Source organism: Neoakkermansia glycaniphila, assembly GCF_001683795.1.
Lineage (GTDB): Bacteria > Verrucomicrobiota > Verrucomicrobiia > Verrucomicrobiales > Akkermansiaceae > Akkermansia > Akkermansia glycaniphila.
The window spans coordinates 106,922-127,311 of the sequence record NZ_LIGX01000019.1 but is presented as its reverse complement, the minus strand read 5'-3'; the positions used below and the strand labels follow the sequence as shown (position 1 = coordinate 127,311).

Below are 20,390 nucleotides of genomic sequence, written 5' to 3'. Positions count from 1 at the left end.
CCCATCGCCCCGGCTCTTCGGCGCAGCCCTCCCCCCTCCGGGCGCCCATCGACCGCGACTTCCCGCACCTCCTCGTCCTCGGACTGGGCAACCCCCTCATGGGAGACGACGGAGCAGGCCTCCTCCTGCTCGAAAACCTTCGGCAAAGCAGAAAATGGCCGGAACACATCATCTTTGAAGACGGAGGCACCCTCGGCATGACCCTCCTGCCCCTCATTGAAGACGCCGCCGCCGTCCTCCTCCTTGATGCCGTCCACACCGGGGCCGCACCCGGCACCGTCGTCACCCGGCAGGCCAGCCAGCTCCCCGGCTTCTTCAAAAACATCCTCTCCCCCCACCAGATCGGCCTCAGCGAAGTCCTCGGGGCCGCCCAACTCTGCGGCACCCTGCCCGCACACATCGCCCTCGTCGGCATCGAAGCGGAAACCATCGCCTTCACCGCCGCCGCCAGCAGCACCGTCCGGAACGCCCTCCCCGCCGCCGTCCGGCAGGCGCAGGCCACCTTGCACGAACTCCTCGCGGCCGCAGGCATCGGAGGAAAGGAGGCCGCCCATGCATGAAGCGGGCATCATCGCCGGAGCCCTCGACATGGCTCGCGACATGGCCCTCCGTGGCGGAGGCAGCCGCATCACCCGCCTCGTCCTGCGCATCGGCAGCCTCAGCAGCGTCGTCCCCGAATCCCTGCGCTTCGCCTTCGCTGCACTCGCACCCGGCACCATCGCCGAAGGAGCCGAACTCGACATCGACTACATCGAAGCGGAATGCCACTGCACCGCCTGCAACGCCCCCTTCCCCTTCTCCGGAAACGGCTACCTCTGCCCCCGCTGCGGAGAAGCCAGCCTCACCCTCGTCAAAGGCAGGGAACTCGACCTGAAAACCCTCGAATGGATCTGAAGAACCATGTGTAAACAATGCGGATGCGGCGAAGGAGGCCGCGTACAAATCAACGGGTGCGATGCAGGCACGCATACGCACGGCCACGAACACGCCTCACACCACCACACGGGAGAACTCAACATCCCCCTCCTCGATGCCAACGCCCGGCAAGCCGAACGCAACCGGGGCTACTTCGAAGCGAAAAACATCGGAGTCGTCAACATCTTCTCCTCCCCCGGCTCCGGCAAAACCACCCTCATCGGCGAAACCGTCCGGCGGCTTGCAGGCAACCACCGCATCGCCGTCATCGTCGGCGACCTCGCCACCGACAACGACGCCAAACGCCTGCAGCAAACCGGCGTCCCCGTCATCCAGATCACCACGGGTACCATGTGCCACCTCGACGCCGGAATGATCGCCGAAGCCCTCAAACGGCTCGACACCGACCACCTCGACCTCCTCATCATCGAAAACGTCGGCAACCTCGTCTGCCCTGCCGACTACGACCTCGGCGAAGCCCTCCGCGTCGTCCTCCTCTCCACCACCGAAGGCGAAGACAAACCCCTCAAATACCCGCCCATGTTCCACACGGCGGACATCGCCGTCATCACCAAAACGGACATCGCCGAAGCCGCCGGATTCGACCGCCGCCAGGCTCTCGCCAGCCTCGAAAAAATCGCCCACCATGCCGCCGTCTGCGAAGTATCGGCCCGCACGGGGCAAGGCATGGACGCATGGTGCGACGAACTCGTACACGCCCTCAGCCACAAAACCGCCGCTTTCTCCCACACCCACGCACATCATTGACCGGGAGAACTTGACAAACCGCCCCGCAAGGCTACAATGAGAAAGAATGTTCCCTAACCCAAAGCTTGCGGAAGTACTGGCCATCATCATCGTGCTGGCCATGCCCCTCTTTGCGGCCACCCTCATCGCACTCCGGCGGTACAAAACGTGGAAAATCATCCTGACGCTCATCCTGTGCACATGGTTTTCCTCATTGGCAACACTGGTCACCGTCAATCCTCCGGAAAACGGACTCGCCTTCTTCGCCAACCTTCTATTGGGATGGATCTACGCGGCCCCCGTCATCCCGTTCCTGCTCCTCTTCCTCTGCATCCGTGCCATCTCCACACGCCTGCTCCCACGCACCGTACCCTTCCTGAAAAATGCCGCAGGCATCGCACTCCGCGTCATCATATTCGGCTGCATCCTCGGCATCGGATACGGACTTCTGCCGCCCGGAGAGGAATACCTGAAAGATCAGGCCAGAAGCCATGCGCATGATTTTGGATGGGAAGACGTACCCGGCACAAACGCGAGCATCACCATCACCCCCTGCTCCTCCGGCTGGCAAGCCACATGGCTCCACTCGGACTCCAAAACATCCAGCTCCATCTACATGAACCTGTACGGAGCCTTCGACTACAGCGAAAGCAACTCAACCTGAACACACCGCCATGGCTCCCTCCCCTGAAAACCATCCCCGCCAACACATCTCCCGCCTCCGCCTCAACATCACGGGCGCCGTTCAGGGGCTGGGCTTCCGCCCCTTCGTCTTCCGCCTCGCCGAAGAACTGCACCTCGCGGGCTGGGTACGCAACACGCCTGCAGGAGTCGAAATAGAAATCGAAGGCCACCCCAAACAACTCTCCGCCTTCCGCACAAGACTGGAAACCGATGCGCCGCCGCTCGCCCGGCTCTTCACCATCGAACCCTGCACCCTCCCACCCGCAGGCTACGCGGAATTCAACATCCAGGAAAGCGGCGCACACTCGGCCGCCGTCCCCGTCATCCTCCCTGAACTGGCCACCTGCGATCAGTGCGTCGCGGACATCTTCAACCCGGACAACCGCCGCTACTACTACCCCTTCACCAACTGCACCCACTGCGGCCCCCGCTACACCATCATCGAAGACCTTCCCTACGACCGCGAACGCACCGCCATGCGCATCTTCTCCATGTGCAGCACCTGCCGGGAAGAATACGGCAACCCGGCAGACCGCCGCTTCCATGCCCAGCCCAACGCCTGCCCCGACTGCGGCCCCTCCCTCCTCCTCTACGATGCCACCGGCACCCTCCTGCGGAAAGGCAGAAAACCCGGAGATATCAAAGCCATGCTCAACCGGGCCGTCGACACCCTCCGATCCGGCGGCATCGTTTCCATCCTCGGCCTCGGCGGCGTCCAGCTCCTCACCGACGCGGCGAACGAAGAAGCCGTCCGGCGTCTCCGCAGCCGCAAAGCGCGCGATGCCAAACCCTTCGCCCTCATGGTACCTTCCGTGGAAACCGCACGCACCCTCGCACGCATCTCACCGGATGAAGAACGCATCCTCCGCTCGCCATCCGCCCCCATCGTCCTCCTCACCCGCCGCGCCGGTGCACCCATCGCCCCCTCCGTCGCCGCATGCAGCCCCAGCCTCGGCATCATGCTCCCGCACACGCCGCTGCACCACCTCCTCCTCAAAAAATACGGTGCACCTCTCGTCTGCACCAGCGGCAACCTCAGCGGCGCCCCCCTCTGCCACACGCAGGAAGATGCCCTCCGCTCCCTGCGCCGCATCGCCGACCTCCACCTCCTCCACGACAGACCCATCCTCCGCCCGGTGGACGACTCCGTCGTCCGCGTCTTCCGTGGCCGGGAAATCGTCGTACGCCGCGCCCGAGGCTATGCGCCTCTCCCCGTCGGCCCCTCCCAGGGACCGGACACCCTCGCTCTCGGCGGCGAACTCAAAAACACCCTCTGCTGGCGCGCGCACGGCCTCGCCGTCCTCAGCCAGCACCTCGGCGACCTCGAAACCGAAGCCTCCACATCCACCTTCCGCCGGGAAATCGACAACCTCGGCCGCCTGCTGCATGCAGGGTACGGCCGCCTCATCGTCGACTCCCATCCCGACTATGCCGCCTCCCGCTACGGAAGATACCTCGCACTCAAAAAAGGCCTCACCGTCATCTCCGTCCAGCACCACGTCGCCCACGTCATGGCCTGCATCGAAGAAAACCACACGCCGCGACCCGCCCTCGGAACCGCTTGGGACGGCACCGGCTACGGCACGGACGGCACCATCTGGGGCGGCGAATTCTTCGACATCGGCGAAACGGACTGCCGACGCATCGCCCACCTCCGTCTCTACCCCCTCCCCGGAGGCGACGCCGCCGCACGCGAACCCGCACGCTGCGCCCTCAGCCTCCTCCACTCCCTCTCCGCCGAAGCCTGCCCCACCCTCCGCAAAACCGTCAACCGCGAACTCGCCGCCACCGTCCGCGACGCCGTACGCTCCATGATGGACAAATGCTTCAACTCGCCGCTCACCTCCAGCATGGGCCGCCTCTTCGACGCCGTCTCCTGCTACCTCGGCTTCCACGGGCCCAACCTCTGCGAAGGCCATGCGGCCATGCAACTCGAAACCCTCGCCCGCCGCTACCACGAAACGGAACAGAACAAACCGTCGCCCCTCTCATGGGACATCCGGGAAGAAAACGGCTGCCTCGTCTGCGACTGGGAACCCGTCCTCCGCCTCCTCGACAGCGAACTCAAACGCGAAGCCTCCGCCGAAGAACTCGCATGGCGCTTTCACGACGGCCTTGCCGAACTGATCGTCCGCATCGCCCAATCCTGCCGCAGAACCCACATCGCCGTCGGCGGCGGATGCTTCCTCAACACCCTCCTGCTCGACCTCCTGTGCGACCGCACCGAACAGGCCGGCCTCACCTTCGACTACCCGCAGCGCGTACCTGCGCACGATGGCGGCCTCGCCTACGGACAACTCGCCGCCGCCGGACTCACCCTCACCACCGTCTGACCGCCATGTGCCTCGCCGTCCCCGGAAAAATCACCTCCATCTCCGAAGCCGACCCCCTCTTCCGCATGGGCACCGTCGACTTCGGCGGCGTCTGCCGCGACGTCAACCTCGGCTGCGTACCCGAAGCCGGAATCGGCGACTACGTCATCGTCCACGTCGGCATTGCCCTCAGCGTCATGCACGAAAACGAAGCACTCGCCATCCGGGACGACCTCCGCAAACTCCTGCCCGCCGAGCAGGAACCCTCGCCATGACACCTGCCACCGCCTACCGCGACACAACCAGAGTGCGCGAACTTATCGACGAAATCCGCAGCACCGTCACACGCCCGTGGAAAATCATGGAAGTCTGCGGCGGACAAACCCATGCCATCGCCCGCTACGGCATCGAAAAACTGCTACCGGAAAGCATCACCCTCCTCCACGGCCCCGGCTGCCCCGTCTGCGTCACCCCCGTCTCCCTCATCGACCGCGCCGTAAGCATCGCCTCCGAACCCGGCGCCATCCTCGGCAGCTATGGGGACATGCTCCGCGTACCCGGCACACTGGGCGACCTGCTCGGAGCCAAAGCACGGGGAGCCGACATACGCCTGTACTACTCCCCCCTCGATGCCGTACAAACCGCTGCAGACACCCCCGGAAAAGAAATCGTCTTCTTCGCCGTCGGCTTTGAAACCACAGCTCCGGCCACAGCACTCGCCATCAAAAAAGCCGCCGCCTTCGGCCTGAAAAACTTCAGCATCATCTGCGCACACGTCCTCGCGCCTCCGGCCCTCGCCATGCTCCTCGGCATACCCGATGCACGGCCCGATGCCTTCCTTGCCCCCGGCCATGTCTGCGCCATCACCGGAGAAGGCGACTATGCCTCGATCTGCGCACGTCACCGCGTCCCAATCGCCGTCACCGGCTTCGAACCCGTCGACCTCCTCGAAGGCATCCGGGATTGCATCCTGCAGCTCGAAAGGGGAACATCCGCCCTCACCAACCCCTACCGCCGCGTCGTCCGTCCGCAAGGCAACCCCGCCGCCCTCGGCCTGATGCGGGAAACCTTCATCCCCGTCGACCGGGAATGGAGGGGAATCGGCTCCATCCCCCTCGGCGGCATGGACCTGCACCCCGCATACGCACACTTCGACGCCCTCCACCGCTGGCCGGAAAACTCCGCTCCCGCCGCACCACAAACAAACATCTGCCGCGCCGGAGACATCCTCAAAGGCATCCTCTCCCCGGAAGCCTGCCCGGCATTCGGCACGGCCTGCACACCGCTCACCCCTCTCGGCGCACCCATGGTCTCCAGCGAAGGAGCCTGCGCCGCATGCTACCGCTACCGACGAACCGCAACCGAACCACTCCCCCCAAACCACACATGAAAACAACCATGAAAACCATACTGATCCCGCTCATCACCGCCGCAGCCTGCATGGCAGACCAGCCCGCCACGCCTGCGACACCGGCCCCGCCGCCATCGCCGGCCGCACCTCCTGCAACCGGTGACCTGCTCAAAAAAACCGGAGACATCATGATGCACTACTTCCAGCATCCCGACCCCGGCATCATCGGCGAACTCATCATCGACGTATCCAAAGCCTTCCCAGACACCCGCCAGTGCAACGCCATCCCCTCTATGATCGTCTTCTTCGGGGAAATCTTCCAATCCAACCCCGGCCGCGTCGATGAATGGATGAAAACGGCCTCCTCCCTGCCCGAAGACTGGCAACAAATCTTCCGCACAGCCCTGCAATACGCCCAAGGCAAAATACCCGACGTCTCCACTGCCCAAACCGCCGGCCCATCGACTCTGGACGCATGCTGGGGAGGATACCTTGCCAGCGGAGACAAAAAATACCCGGAAGCAGTCCTGCGCATCGCCTGCAGCGACGAACCGGAAAACTCTCTCGACGTCACCATCCGTGCCGCCGCATGGTCGGCATCCTCCTTCATCATGCAATATGACGAAATGAAAAAAATTGCCCGCGAATTCTTTGCCGACGCCACGGAACGGCAAAAACTCAACTTCGCAGGCAGAACGAACGAAGAAGTGCAAAAAACCGTCTTCGGCACCGTCCTCAAACCGGAAAAGGAAACCGACGACGAGTAACATCGCCCGAACTGCCATTCTTGAAATCCAGACACTTGTAGCACAAGCGACCAAAAAGGCGAACCACGAAGCACCTGAATGCGACGTGGTTCGTCTTTGTCTAAACATCCCCATCACCTTACTAACAAGCACATATACATCATAAAACAGACTGTGACATGATGACAAAAATCATGTGCTCAATCTTGACATCGCCCTGCGACACGCCTAGAATTCGCGCTCCGCAGGCAAGGAACCCCATTGAACCTTGCCTGCGGATCTTTCTAATTCCATTTATATGCAAAACCGTAACTTCCACATCTTCCCGATCGTAGCGATCTGTGCGGCTCTCTCCATGGCGCAGGCAGCCGTCGGCGACAAAGCTACATTGCCGGACTTCAACCAAAGCTCGCACCTTTACGGCTCGACCGTCAAAACCAAAGACCTTCGGGGAAAAGTCATCTTCTTCGAATACTGGGGCATCAACTGCCCGCCCTGCCGAGCCAGCATGCCTCACCTGCAAGCGCTCCAGGCAAAATACCAGGCCAAAGGCTTCACCGTCATCGGCAGCCACATGCAGGGCTCTTCGCCTGAAATCCAGAAATTCCTGAAACAGAACAAAATCACGTTCCCCATCTATCAGGGTCTCAGCATCTCCGAAGCCCAATGCCCCGGCGGCATCCCTCACGCCGTCCTCATCGGCGCGAACGGCAAAATCGTAGCAACGGGATCTCCCTCTTCCCTGTATGACAAAGTCGAAGCCGAAATGGCCAAAGTCACCTCCGGGTACGCCATCCTCGGCGGCCTTGAGTTGAAAAAATACAAGGGCCTCACCAAAATCGTCGTCTCCACGGGTAAAAACATCGAAGCGAAAATCGCTCCTTTGCGCGAAAAAACCGACGACACGGAAGCCGCTGAAATCTGCAAAACATTCGACGCATGGGTCGAAGACGAAAAATGCGCGATTCAGGGCCTTTGCGACACCAACCCGCTCGAAGCCATGGTCTCCATCAACCGCTTGAAAGCCGCCGTCCCCTCCATCGACGACTTCAACGAACAGATGGGCGAATTCCAGAAAAGCGACGGCCTCAAGAAACTCTTCGACGTCCAGAAAAAAGTCAAGGCACTTCAAGCCACGCGCGACAAAGGCAAACCCGTATCCGCCACATCCGTGAACAGCCTCAAGCAGCTCCTCGAAGTGGCCCAGAAATCCAGCGACGTCAACGTCCAGCGCTCCGCCGCCGCCCTGATGGAAGAAGTATCCGCCATCGAACCGGCCGCAAAACGCTAACGGCATCGTCGCGCCCGCTCCCGAACGGACCGGCGCACAATCTCCTGCCCGGGGTTGCCGGGCAGCCACGGGGGAAGAGAAAATCTTCCCCCGTTCCGTATCCCGGGGGCACGCCGCATCCGCCATCCTTGCATATCCGGTTGCGCCATGATACCATTCCGCTGGAATCCCTCCTACAAGCAACCATGTTCACCTGCCCCATTCCGGCACCCGACCCGCACCGCATCCGGCTCGCCCACGGCGGGGGCGGCGAAATGACCAGCCGCCTCATCGAAGACATCTTCCTGCCGGCATTCGGTACAGAAAACCTGACACAGCACGACTCGGCCGTCGTCTCTGCCCCGAAAGGCAAACTCGCCATTACCACGGACAGCTTCGTCGTCCATCCGATCGAATTCTCCGGCGGCGACATCGGCTCACTCGCCATCCACGGTACAGTCAACGACCTCTCAATGAGCGGAGCCCGCCCCCTGTATATCACGGCAGGCTTCATCCTCGAAGAAGGGCTTGACACCGCCGTCCTCTCCCGCATCGCCCACTCCATGGGACAGACTGCCCGGCAGGCAGGCATCGCCATCGTTGCAGGAGACACCAAAGTCGTCGAACAGGGCAAGGGAGACGGACTCTACATCAACACCTCCGGCATCGGCATCGTCGAACACAGCCTCGCCATCGCCCCCTCTTCCATCGAACCGGGAGACGCCGTCCTCGTCAGTGGCGACATCGGCCGCCACGGCATCACCATCATGAGTGCGCGGGCGGGCATCGACCTCCAAACGGACCTGCAAAGCGACTCCGCCAACCTCTGGCCGTCCGTCAGTACCCTCCTGCAATCCGGCATCGCCATCCACTGCCTGCGCGACATCACCCGAGGCGGACTCTCCATGACCCTGAACGAACTGGCCGAAACCTCCGGAACCACCATCCTGCTCGACGAAACCGCCATCCCCGTATGTGAAACAGTCCGCTCCACATGCGACCTGCTCGGCCTCGACATCCTCCAAACGGCCTGCGAAGGCAGATACCTCGCCATCGTCCCCGAAAAACAGGCGGAACAAACCCTCCTCGCCCTACAGCGCCACAACCCTGAAGCCGCCCGCATCGGAACCGTCATCCCCTCCGGCACGGCGCCCCTCCTCATCGACGGCCTGCTGGGCGTGAGGCGCATCCTCTCCAAACCGTACGGGGAACAACTGCCGCGCATCTGCTGACGGCACAGCCCCGCCATCCCGGCACGAACTGTTTTTTCTGCAAATTTTTCTCAACAAAACAACCGCTCCCGCAGTCTCAAAAACGGCGAATGGGGATGCGTACTTGTTTTTACATCCTGCCCTTTCCCTGCAGGCCACCGGATAGACACCTCCATCCAACAGCAACAAACATATGCGCCACCTTTTGAACGCACTCAAAACCAACTACTACCTCCGCCGCATCCTGCCCTTCATACTCATCTATTTCAGCTTCGAAATACTGGCGAACATCGCCCCCATCTACATGGACGGCGACAAAATGGACTGGGGACTCCTCCCCATGCTCGAAGTCCTCAAAGATGGCCTCGTCGAAACAACCATCTCCTGCCTCTACTGGCTCCTTCCCTACCTCATCTACCTCCTCTGCCTGCCACGGCAAAAACACGGCGGCGCAGGAGACCGAATCTTCACCATCACATGGTTCTCCATCTTCGTCCTCGCCAACCTCATTGAAGACACCGCCACCGTCTTCTTCTGGGACGAATTCAGCAGCTCCTTCAACTTCATCGCCGTCGACTACCTCGTCTACACCAAGGAAGTCATCGGCAACATCATGGAATCCTACCCCATGGAATGGATCATTCCGGGCTTCATCCTCATCACAGCCCTCATCGTCTGGGCCTGCCGCAACATCCTCATACCTAAAGAAATTTCCGCACCAGCACTACCTGTCCGCACGGCGGTAGCCGGCGGAGCCGCCGCCTTGCTCGTCCTCTCCTTCTTCTGCGTCGACATCGCCGATGCCGAAGACGGAACCAACCACTACAACAACGAACTGGCCAAAGACGGCTTCTTCAGCCTCTTCAGCGCCTTCCTCAAAAACGAACTCAACTATGAACAACTCTATCTGACGGACGACACGAAAGCCGATGCGGCCTTCTTGCGCGAACAACATGCAGGCCCTGGCATCGTATTCTCCGATCCGGACGGCACCGGCATCACCCGCACCGTCACACCGGAAGCGGCTCCGCTGAATTGCAACGTCATCATCGTCGTCATGGAAAGCATGGGCAGCGAATTCCTCAACGAACGCCGCGAAGATGGGGCCAACGTCACCCCAAACCTCTCCAGCCTCGCCGCCCAGGGCATCTTCTTCCCGAACACCTTCGCCACCGGAACCCGCTCCGTCCGCGGCCTTGAAGCCGTCAGCACCTCCATCCCGCCCCTGCCCGGCATGGCCATCCTGCGCCGCGACAAAAACGAAAACCTCCAGACGGCAGGCTCCATCTTCAAAAGCCACGGATACGACACCAAATGGATCTACGGCGGATACGGCATCTTCGACAACATGAACTACTACTTCGGGCACAACGGATTCGAAGTCATCGACAGACTCGACATCCCCGACGACCAGATCACCCACACCTCCATCTGGGGCGTCTGCGACGAAGACCTCTTCCGCCAGGCCATACGCGAAGCCGATAAAAGCCATGCCAAAGGCAAACCCTTCATGAACTTCGTCTTCACCACCTCCAACCACCGCCCCTACACCTACCCCTCCGGCAAAATCGACATCCCCTCCGGCACCGGACGCCTCGGGGGTGTCAAATATGCCGACTACTCCGTCGGAGCCCTCATCGAAGAAACGAAAAAACGGCCATGGTTCGACAACACCGTCTTCCTCTTCGTCGCCGATCATGGAGCGGGCAGCGCAGGAAAAAAAGAACTCAACCCCGAAACGCACTGCATCCCCGCCATCATCTACGCCCCCAAATACTTCAAACCGGAACGGCACGACGAAGCCATCAGCCAGATCGACGTCCTGCCTACGCTGCTCGGAGCCATCAACATGCCGCACATCGCCTCCTACTACGGGCAGGACGCCCGGAAACCCGGCTACAAATCCCGCTACTTCCTCTGCAACTACCAGCACATCGGATATGTGGAAGACGACGTCATGGTCATCCTCCAGCCGAACCGAAAAGTCACCTACTACAAAGACAACAAAAAAGTTGAAGAAACTCCGGACCTCATCCCCTACCGCGACCGCGCCGTCCACTACTACCATCATGCCAGCGGCTGGCGCGACAACCTCTCGCAAAACGCCCTCGACCGAGCAACCGCCCATCCGGCAACACCCCGGCAGCCGGAATCACAGCCCGTCCCCACACCGGACACCCCCTGATTTATTCAAAAAAGCACACAAAATTTAAAAAATTAGACAAAAAGCCCATTTTGTTATGCTTTATAAGTGAAAGTCCCCGTTATCGGGCGCTCCATAGAGAAACCTTCTCACAAAAACACTCCCCCTATGCAGGCCTCCCCCCACCCGGGGGAGGCCTCATGCATACCACCGCAACGCTTGCTGCCTCATGCATGACATGCTACATTCAATCATGCAGACGAACCTTGAAACCATCCGCAGCGAACTGCTCGGCCTCTCCGAGGCCCCCTATGCCCGCTTCACGGCAGCCCTCATCCCCGGAGCAACCGGCATCCTCGGCGTTCGATTGCCCCATCTGAGGAAAATCGCCAAACGCCTCGCCCGCGGCAACTGGAAGGACTACCTCGACGCCCCGGGCAAACACCACTTCGAAGAACGCATGCTCCACGGCATGCTCATCGGAACCATCCCCGCAGACATCGAAACCGTCCTCGCCTACACGGCAGACTTCATACCCCTCATCGACAACTGGTCCGTCTGTGACAGCTTCTGTGCCGGCCTCACCTGCGCACGCAAACACCAACAGCGCGTCTGGGACTTTCTGCAACCCTGCCTCACCTCCGGCAACGAATACGAACTGCGCTTCGGCATCGTCATGCTGCTCGACCATTACCTCAACGACGAATACATCTCCCGAGTCCTCCACACACTGGAAGGAATACGCCATGAGGCCTACTACGTACACATGGGCATTGCATGGGCTCTCTCCACGGCCTTCGTCCGCTACCCGGAACTGACTCTGCCCCTCCTGCAAAACGGCAACCTTGACAAAATGACCCACAACAAAACCATCCAAAAAATTGTCGAATCCTTGCGCGTGCCCGATGATACCAAAAACTTCATCCGCACCCTCAAGCGAAAATAACCGCCGAAAGCGCGAATGGCGCACAGACAACGGTGCCGGACAAATGCAGATTTTTCCGGATAGAGGTAACTTGGACTTGCTATTCCTGAGGAAAAAGAGTAAAGAGTTCCTCGCACAGACGCCATTCACTTATGAACGCTATTGTACAGACAGCCTGTAAATTCGTCACGTCCTCGATTGGCCGCAAGATCCTTGTGGCTCTCACAGGTGCGTGCCTCCTCCTGTTCCTCGTGGGACATTTGATCGGCAACCTCCTCATTTTCGGTGGACCTGAATACATCAACAGCTACGCCTTCGGCCTGCACTCCATGCCCGCATGGATGCTCTGGGGCATCCGCCTCGGCCTGCTCGTCGTCGCACTCGTCCACATCGTATACACCATCACCCTGAAGTTGGAAAACAACGGAGCGCGCCAGCAATACGAATACAAGAGCACCATCACGGCGACCCTCTCCTCCCGCGCGATGATCTGGACTGGCCTGATGATCCTGTGCTTCCTCATCTTCCACCTCCTCCAGTACACCGTCCGCGTCGGCATCCCCGAAGTACTCGTACCGCTTCATCCGACCAACCCGGACAGCATCCTCGTCTTCGACTGCTACGGCATGATCGTAAAAGGCTTCAGCAACGTATGGTGCTCCGGCTTCTACATCGTCGCCATCCTCTTCCTGTTCTCCCACCTGCGCCACGGCGTCCAATCCGTCTTCCAGACGCTCGGCCTCGCCACACGCAAGGTGCGCAGCCTGTGGAACATCATCGCCATCGCCTATGCGATCGTGGTCTGCGGCGGCTTCATCTCCATCCCGCTCGCCGTCCTGAGCGGATTCCTCAAGTAAACCTTCCAACTGAATCAAAACCATGATTGAATTTCCCGTAAGCGACTGGATGCCGGATGCATGCATCCCCGAAGGACCGATCCAAGACAAATGGACCAAGTACAAGAGGGACGCCAAGCTCATCAATCCGAACAACAAGCGCAAATACACCGTCCTCATCGTCGGCTCCGGCCTCGCAGGCGGTGCTGCAGCCGCCACCCTCGCGGAACTCGGCTACAACGTCAAATGCTTCTGCTACCAGGACAGCCCCCGCCGCGCACACTCCATCGCAGCTCAGGGCGGCATCAACGCAGCCAAAAACTACCAGAACGACGGTGACTCCGTCTACCGCCTCTTCTACGACACCGTCAAAGGCGGCGACTTCCGCGCTCGTGAAGCCAACGTCTACCGCCTCGCCGAAGTATCCGCCAACATCATCGACCAATGCGTCGCCCAGGGCGTACCCTTCGGTCGTGAATACGGCGGCCTCCTCGACAACCGCTCCTTCGGCGGCGCACAGCTCAAGCGCACATTCTACTCCCGCGGCCAGACAGGTCAACAGCTCCTTCTCGGCGCCTACCAGGCCATGGAAAAGGAAATCGCCAAGGGCAAAATCCAGATGTACTCCCGCCACGAAATGATGGACCTCGTCGTCGTGGACGGAGAAGCCAAAGGCATCGTCGTCCGCAACATGATCACCGGGGAAATCGAATCCTACGCTGGCGACACCGTCCTGCTCGCCACCGGCGGCTACGGCAACGTCTTCTTCCTCTCCACCAATGCCATGGGCTGCAACGTCACCGCCGCCTACAAGGCATACAAACGCGGTGCATTCTTTGCCAACCCCTGCTACACGCAGATCCACCCGACCTGCATTCCGGTCAAGGGCGACTACCAGTCCAAACTCACCCTCATGTCGGAATCCCTCCGCAACGACGGTCGCGTCTGGGTACCCAAGAGCCGCGAAGTGGCGGAAAAAATCCGCACCAAGCAAATCAAGGCTGCCGACGTCCCCGAAGAAGAACGCGACTACTACCTCGAACGCAAATACCCCTCCTTCGGCAACCTCGCTCCGCGTGACATCTCCTCCCGCGCCGCCAAGGAACAGTGCGACGACGGTCGCGGCATCGCTGTCACCGGCCTCGGCGTCTTCCTCGACTTCGGAGACTCCATCCGCCGCATGGGCAAGGAATGGATTGCCGGACAATACGGCAACCTCTTCGACATGTACGAAGAAATCACCGACGACAATCCTTACGAAACGCCGATGATGATCTACCCCGCCGTCCACTACACCATGGGCGGACTCTGGGTCGACTACAACCTCATGTCCTCCGTCAAAGGCCTGCACGTCCTCGGTGAAGCCAACTTCTCCGACCACGGAGCCAACCGCCTCGGAGCCTCTGCCCTCATGCAGGGCCTTGCAGACGGCTACTTCGTCATCCCGTCTACGCTCCCGACCTACCTTGCCGGCACCAAACCCGGCAGCGTCACCACGGCAGCCCCCGAATTCAAAGCTACCGAAGACGCCGTCAAGGAAAGGATCAACGCCCTCCTTGATGTCAAGGGAACGCGCACCGTCGACTCCTTCCACCGCGAACTCGGCCTCCTCCTGTGGGAAAACTGCGGCATGGCCCGCACCCGCGAAAGCCTCATGAAGGCCATCGAACGCATCCCGCAAATCCGCAAGGAATTCTGGAAAAACGTCCGCGTTCCCGGCACGGCCACAGGCATCAATGCCGAACTCGAAAAAGCCTGCCGCGTCGCCGACTTCCTCGAATTCGCCCAACTCATGTGCTACGATGCACTCCACCGCGAAGAATCCTGCGGCGGCCACTTCCGCGTCGAATACCAGATGCCGGACGGCGAAGCCAAACGCAACGACGAGCAGTTCGCCTACGTTGCAGCATGGGAATTCAAAGGCGTCGATGAACTGCCCGTCCTCCACAAGGAACCGCTTTCCTTCGACAACGTGCACCTCGCCATCCGCAGCTACAAGTAAGAAACCGTCAACACCGAACAAAAGATTATCATGGCCAAAACCCTTAATCTCACCCTCAAGGTATGGAGACAGGAAAATGCGGAAGCCAAAGGCCGCATCGAAACCTACGCCGCCAAGGACATCCCCGAAGACGCCTCCTTCCTTGAAATGCTCGACATCGTCAACGAAGGCCTCGTCAATGACGGTAAGGAACCCATCCACTTCGACCACGACTGCCGCGAAGGCATCTGCGGCATGTGCTCCCTGACCATCAACGGCGTGCCTCACGGCCCCGAACGCAAAGTCACCACATGCCAGCTCCACATGCGCAAATTCCGCGATGGAGACACCATCTGGATCGAACCCTTCCGTGCCAAGGCATTCCCGATCCTGCGCGACCTCATGGTCGACCGTACCGCCCTCGATAAAATCATCGCCGCCGGCGGTTACATCGACGTGCGCACCGGTTCCGCACCGAATGCCAACAACATCCCGGTCAAAAAGAGCTGCGCCGACGCCGCTTTCGACGCCGCCGCCTGCATCGGCTGCGGAGCATGCGTCGCATCCTGCAAAAACGCATCCGCCATGCTCTTCACCTCGGCCAAGGCTGCGCACCTCAACCTGCTCCCGCAGGGCCAGCCGGAAAAAACCAAGCGCGTCCTCGCCATGGTTCGCCAGATGGATGCCCTCGGCTTCGGCAACTGCACCAACCAGTACGAATGCGAAGCGGCCTGCCCGAAAGGCATCAGCGTGGACAACATCGCCAAGCTGAACCGCGACTACATCGCAGCCATCGCACAGGAAGGCGTCAGCGTCTCCTGACGCACGATCCCCGGTTTCCGGTACTTTCCAAGCTGCTTCGCTCTCGCGAAGCAGCTTTTTTCTTTCCCCTTGAGGAAAACTGATTTTAAATCCGCTATACCTCAACAAAACCGCAAACAGAATATAATATATTGAATTCAAATATATTATAATAACATAATAATCCATGAGAAAAACAAATAACCCATGAAGAAATAACCACGCCCATCACCCCACGCGCCCAACCTCCAAACGGCAAACACCTATCCGCTTTACACTTGACAACGGATTTAAAATCCTCTAATTTAACGCTTCAATTGAACAATTGATAACCAATGACCACCAAAAAACCGGATGGTGACAGCCTTCCTTATTTAGCCTTCCGAAGCCCCGAAACTTGCTCAACCGGAAACGGAACGGCTGACTCTCCGATCCTTTGCCGACACCATGACATGGCCGGGCGCAGAACAAAACTCGTTTGTACGAGGCAGAACCAAGCCGAGTTTCATTCCACGCACCTCCCGATCAACCACGGGGCACTCTGAATCTTCATCCCCATTGCAGCCGAATCCAAAGCTCCCCCTACCACACCGGTTTGAGCAAGACAACGCGCCAGCAAAACCATACTTTTCCGAACGGCAACAACGCAGGCACCAAGCCAAAAGGCAAATCGACGCGTAAAACCGTTCGACACCTCACTCTCTCCCATGACCGATTCCAATAGCAACTCTCTCCGCCGTCTCGTCCACAAACTGGGCACATGGCCTGAAACCGTCTTTCTCTTCCTTCTCGGCTTCCTCGTCATCTGGTACGGCTCCACCTCCTCTCCCCGCTACGGATGGATGTATGCGCCCGATGCCAACATCTACCTCACGATGGGGCAGGCATGGCTGCAGGAAGGCCTGTTTCCCTATGCCGACCTGTTCGACCACAAAGGCCCCCTCATCTTCCTGATCGACGGCCTCGCTTCCCTGATCTCTCCCGGAGGCTACACCGGCCTCTACCTCATGGAATCGCTCGCCATGGGAGCCACCTTCATCATCTGGTACCGAATGGCCCTCCTGCTCCTGGGCTCGCATGCCCGGCGAATCCCGTTGATCGGCGTCTGCACCATGGCCATCCTTATCGGCTCGAAGGCACTCCTGCCGAAACTCTCCCTGGACTCCTCCATCCTCTCACAGGGCGGAGAAGCCGAACTTTACATCCTGTGCCTGATGAGCCTCAGCCTGCTCGCCCTGTTGAAAACACGCGGCACCCGCAGCTTCCTCTGGTCGATGATCGCCGGAGCATCGCTGGCCGGCATCAGCCTCATCAAATTCAACCTCGTCGTCTACTATCCCCTCCTCTGGGGAGCCTTCTGCCTGGCTGATTCCGCCACCACCTGGAAAAATGCCGCACGCAGCCTCATGGGGCAAATATCGGGATACCTGATGATCATCGCAGCCATGGTGCTGATCTTCGTTCTGCGTGGACACGGCGAACAGCTGTGGAACGTCTACATCGGATTCAATGCCCAATATCGCCCCACGCTATCCGGCAGTCTGGGCAACATGAAACATCTCTTTCTGGACAACACCGCCTTCCTCACCCTTGGAGGAATCGGCGCCGCCGCACTCGGCTGGTTTCCGCATCGCCGCAACGATCTTCGCGGATGGGCCAGCATCTCCCTCTCCCTGCTCTCCTACCTCGTCCTCATATTGATGATGAACGGGGTCACCATTATTCCCGGCTATATCTATTACCTGATCCCGTTGCTGCCCTACTTCTTCGCCGCCCTACTGCTCTTCTTCCATGGATTGATGAATCAGGGAACGACATGGGAATACGCCTTGCCGGCGCTTGCCGCCCTGCTCTACATACGCGACACCTCCATACCCCGTAACGATTCCAACAGTGCGGAAGTCATCGGCGAACTCTCCCGAGAAATCACCAGCCACGCCCAAGGCAGGCCGATACGCCTCCTATGCTACGGCTGTATGGACAGCGGACTCTACAGGGCGTTACGAGCCACGCCCCCCGTCTTCTACTACATGCACCCCAACGATCAGGAACAGCCGGACCGCAACGGCCCCCACTCCATCGGGCGCACCCAGGACAGCTATATCGAAAAGGGTGAAATCGATTACGTCCTCATGCGTTATCCGGTCAACCTGCCTCCCGGGCAAAAGCCATACTACAAAAACACCCGTGCCCAAGGCATCATGCAAAACCTCGTCGAACAAGGCACATGGGAACCTCTGGGAGATCCAAAACCGTTTGCACCTCAAGTCGAAGTCCGTCTTTATGCGCGCAAAACCGATCGAACCGCCCCTCCTGCGATCGGCAACGCAGCACAATAAACGTCGGACCACGGACACCGTCATCACATACGGATCACCACATGCCAAACCGCACCGTCTCACACACAACGGCGTTTTACGTCAATAGCAGTCCAACTGATTTGGAATCCGCTGGTCGCAAGCCGTACACATACTCGCGTCTAAGATACTCTTTCTGAAAGGCTGGGACACTCTAATCCCATCAAACATATTTGATGCGTACCCATTGATATCAAACGTGATTCAATCAAATTTCAGCATAAACGACCAATAACAAAAAAATTAATCGTTTCACCCTTGACAACGGATTCCAAATCCTCTACCCTGCCGCCGCAATCATACAATCGCCACTCATTCCATAATGAAAAAAACCTGGATTACACTTGCCGCTCTTTCCCTGTTCTCTGTTGCCTCTGCAGCAACCGATCCTTACACCGAATACCTGACGACCAATCCGACCCTCAAGCAGGACGGAATCAGCAATAAAGCGACAGGCAACGGAAACTACTACGGCTTCACATTCTCCTTCCAGAACACGCCGAATGCGGTGACGACCTCGAACGGCACGACTGTCACCACCCTGCCGTCCACACTCAAGCTCGACAGCCTCAGCCTCTACACGCGCTCCTCGGGCAGCTCCTCTTATACGAGCGCCTTTAAAATCGCCCTGTGCGTCTTCGCCTCCGACGGTTCCGCAGGACAACTCATCTCCATCTCCTCCAACGCGCAGGTCTCCACAGGTGCCAGCGCAGAAATGAAATTCAACTTTGCTTCCGGCGTCACACTGAACACCAGCGACCGCATTCAGGTGCTCTTTGTCAACGAAAACACGACGGCTGCCAACTGGGACTGGAATACGGCCCGCCTGAACCAGCCTGTCGGCATTTCCTTGCTCCTGTCTGAAAACAATCTGCCCAGCGGATGCGGCACATACAAAAACAATACGCTCAACAGCTGGGAAGGCCTGTACATCCCGTCCATGACGGTCAGAACACACACCGGAGCCATCCCCGAACCGGCGACTGCCGCCTTGAGTCTCCTTGGCCTCGCCGGATTGATGATGCGCCGCCGCCGCGCCTGATTCTCCACGGCTCCATACCGATCTTCCAACAAACTGCCTTCTTCACCGAAGGCAGTTTGTTGCATTCTAAGCATCCGCCGGGCAAACGGGACGCCTACTCTTGCATTGGCTCTCATCTTATGGTACAAAAACCTGTATCTCTCGCATGAAATTCTGGATCGTCACCCCCACATTCAACAGCCTGCAATGGCTTCCTCAATGCATCCGCTCCATAGCCGATCAGGCGCAAGAAGGCATTGAAATCCACCATCACGTTCAGGATGGAGGGTCAACGGACGGCACCGCGGCGTGGCTGCAGGAATATTCCGACGAATGCACGCGGCAACAACCTCCGAACTACCGCTTCTCCTACGCCAGCAAGCGCGACCGGGGCATGTATGACGCCATCAACATCGGCTGGGCTCTGGCTCCTTCCGACATCGACATCATCGCCCATCTGAACAGCGATGAACAATACCTGCCCGGAGCCCTTTCCAAAGTAGCCGAAGCCGCTGCACAACACCCCCGTGCGGACATCCTTCTCGGCACCTACATCATTCTTGACAAAAACAGCCGCTACATCGCCCATCGGCGCCCTGTCCCCCCCCGCGTCTGGTCATCCTACTACACCTGCGCCGTCATCACCAACTCGTGCTTCCACCGCGCTTCGGCATTCCGTCGGCACGGCATCCGGTTCGACATCCGCTGGAAAAGCATCAGCGATATGGTCTTCTACTCCGCACTTGCCCGGGCCGGGCTCCGTTTCCAAACCATCCCGGTCGTCACCTCGGCCTTTTATTGCACAGGAGACAACTTGGCGTGGTCTGAAGCATCGTGGAAAGAAGGCACCGAGTATGCGCGCCATATTCCCTGGTGGGCCAGTAAATTGAACCCTTTCATTTACCGATGGGTCAACCTCAAGCGCCGATTGGCGGATATAGGCCAGCCGGCGCCTCGTGAATATGCCGTTTACCTGCCACACACGGATGTGCGTACGACATGGCCCATTCATCACCCCACCGTCTGCTGGGGTTTTCGTACGACTAGCAGTGAACCTGCCGGAGAAACGCTTGCGGACTCTTGAGTCACC

Annotated in this window: 18 protein-coding genes; all 18 read left to right on the top strand. The window is 59.4% G+C overall.

Going from position 1 to position 20,390, the window contains the following annotated elements:
* Positions 1-560 (top strand): HyaD/HybD family hydrogenase maturation endopeptidase (locus AC781_RS05700; RefSeq protein ID WP_083076614.1); only part of this gene is annotated, 560 nt, incomplete at its 5' end.
* Positions 553-894: a hydrogenase maturation nickel metallochaperone HypA/HybF gene (locus AC781_RS05695; RefSeq protein ID WP_067774845.1), complete on the top strand. Its 342-nt coding sequence runs from the start codon at positions 553-555 to the stop codon at positions 892-894. The genes AC781_RS05700 and AC781_RS05695, both read left to right, overlap by 8 nt.
* Positions 895-900: 6 nt before the next feature.
* Positions 901-1,683, top strand: coding sequence for a hydrogenase nickel incorporation protein HypB (hypB, locus tag AC781_RS05690; RefSeq protein WP_067774842.1), 783 nt, complete (start codon positions 901-903; stop codon positions 1,681-1,683).
* Positions 1,684-1,729: 46 nt separating this feature from the next.
* Positions 1,730-2,326, top strand: a complete 597-nt coding sequence (locus AC781_RS05685) for a hypothetical protein (RefSeq protein WP_067774839.1) — start codon at positions 1,730-1,732, stop codon at positions 2,324-2,326.
* A gap of 10 nt (positions 2,327-2,336) precedes the next feature.
* Positions 2,337-4,679, top strand: coding sequence for a carbamoyltransferase HypF (gene hypF / locus AC781_RS05680; RefSeq protein ID WP_067774836.1), 2,343 nt, complete (start codon positions 2,337-2,339; stop codon positions 4,677-4,679).
* Positions 4,680-4,684: 5 nt separating this feature from the next.
* Positions 4,685-4,933 carry a HypC/HybG/HupF family hydrogenase formation chaperone gene (locus tag AC781_RS05675; protein ID WP_067774832.1) on the top strand — a complete coding sequence of 83 codons (249 nt, stop codon included), beginning with the start codon at positions 4,685-4,687 and terminating at the stop codon, positions 4,931-4,933.
* Positions 4,930-6,048 carry a hydrogenase formation protein HypD gene (gene hypD, locus AC781_RS05670; protein ID WP_067774830.1) on the top strand — a complete coding sequence of 373 codons (1,119 nt, stop codon included), beginning with the start codon at positions 4,930-4,932 and terminating at the stop codon, positions 6,046-6,048. The genes AC781_RS05675 and hypD overlap by 4 nt, the downstream gene beginning before the upstream one ends.
* Positions 6,049-6,056: 8 nt before the next feature.
* Positions 6,057-6,776 (top strand): hypothetical protein, encoded by a 720-nt coding sequence (locus AC781_RS05665; protein WP_141675777.1) that lies wholly within the window; start codon positions 6,057-6,059, stop codon positions 6,774-6,776.
* 277 nt (positions 6,777-7,053) lie between these two features.
* On the top strand, positions 7,054-8,046 hold the full coding sequence (locus AC781_RS05660; RefSeq protein WP_067774824.1) for a TlpA family protein disulfide reductase: 993 nt from the start codon (positions 7,054-7,056) through the stop codon (positions 8,044-8,046).
* Positions 8,047-8,231: 185 nt separating this feature from the next.
* Entirely contained in the window at positions 8,232-9,257 is a 1,026-nt protein-coding gene (gene hypE / locus AC781_RS05655) for a hydrogenase expression/formation protein HypE (protein ID WP_067774866.1), read from the top strand.
* A gap of 184 nt (positions 9,258-9,441) precedes the next feature.
* On the top strand, positions 9,442-11,421 hold the full coding sequence (locus AC781_RS05650; protein WP_176712500.1) for an LTA synthase family protein: 1,980 nt from the start codon (positions 9,442-9,444) through the stop codon (positions 11,419-11,421).
* 211 nt (positions 11,422-11,632) lie between these two features.
* Entirely contained in the window at positions 11,633-12,325 is a 693-nt protein-coding gene (locus AC781_RS05645; RefSeq protein ID WP_067774818.1) for a DNA alkylation repair protein, read from the top strand.
* 131 nt (positions 12,326-12,456) lie between these two features.
* On the top strand, positions 12,457-13,161 hold the full coding sequence (locus tag AC781_RS05640) for a succinate dehydrogenase cytochrome b subunit (RefSeq protein WP_067774815.1): 705 nt from the start codon (positions 12,457-12,459) through the stop codon (positions 13,159-13,161).
* A gap of 22 nt (positions 13,162-13,183) precedes the next feature.
* Entirely contained in the window at positions 13,184-15,142 is a 1,959-nt protein-coding gene (locus tag AC781_RS05635) for a fumarate reductase/succinate dehydrogenase flavoprotein subunit (protein WP_067774812.1), read from the top strand.
* 30 nt (positions 15,143-15,172) lie between these two features.
* Positions 15,173-15,943, top strand: coding sequence for a succinate dehydrogenase/fumarate reductase iron-sulfur subunit (locus tag AC781_RS05630; protein WP_067774809.1), 771 nt, complete (start codon positions 15,173-15,175; stop codon positions 15,941-15,943).
* Between the two features lie 686 nt (positions 15,944-16,629).
* Positions 16,630-18,261 (top strand): hypothetical protein, encoded by a 1,632-nt coding sequence (locus AC781_RS05625; protein ID WP_067774806.1) that lies wholly within the window; start codon positions 16,630-16,632, stop codon positions 18,259-18,261.
* A 340-nt stretch (positions 18,262-18,601) separates the two neighbouring features.
* Entirely contained in the window at positions 18,602-19,321 is a 720-nt protein-coding gene (locus AC781_RS05620) for a PEP-CTERM sorting domain-containing protein (RefSeq protein ID WP_067774803.1), read from the top strand.
* Positions 19,322-19,466: 145 nt separating this feature from the next.
* Positions 19,467-20,384 carry a glycosyltransferase gene (locus AC781_RS05615; RefSeq protein WP_067774801.1) on the top strand — a complete coding sequence of 306 codons (918 nt, stop codon included), beginning with the start codon at positions 19,467-19,469 and terminating at the stop codon, positions 20,382-20,384.
* The last annotated feature ends 6 nt before the right edge of the window (positions 20,385-20,390 follow it).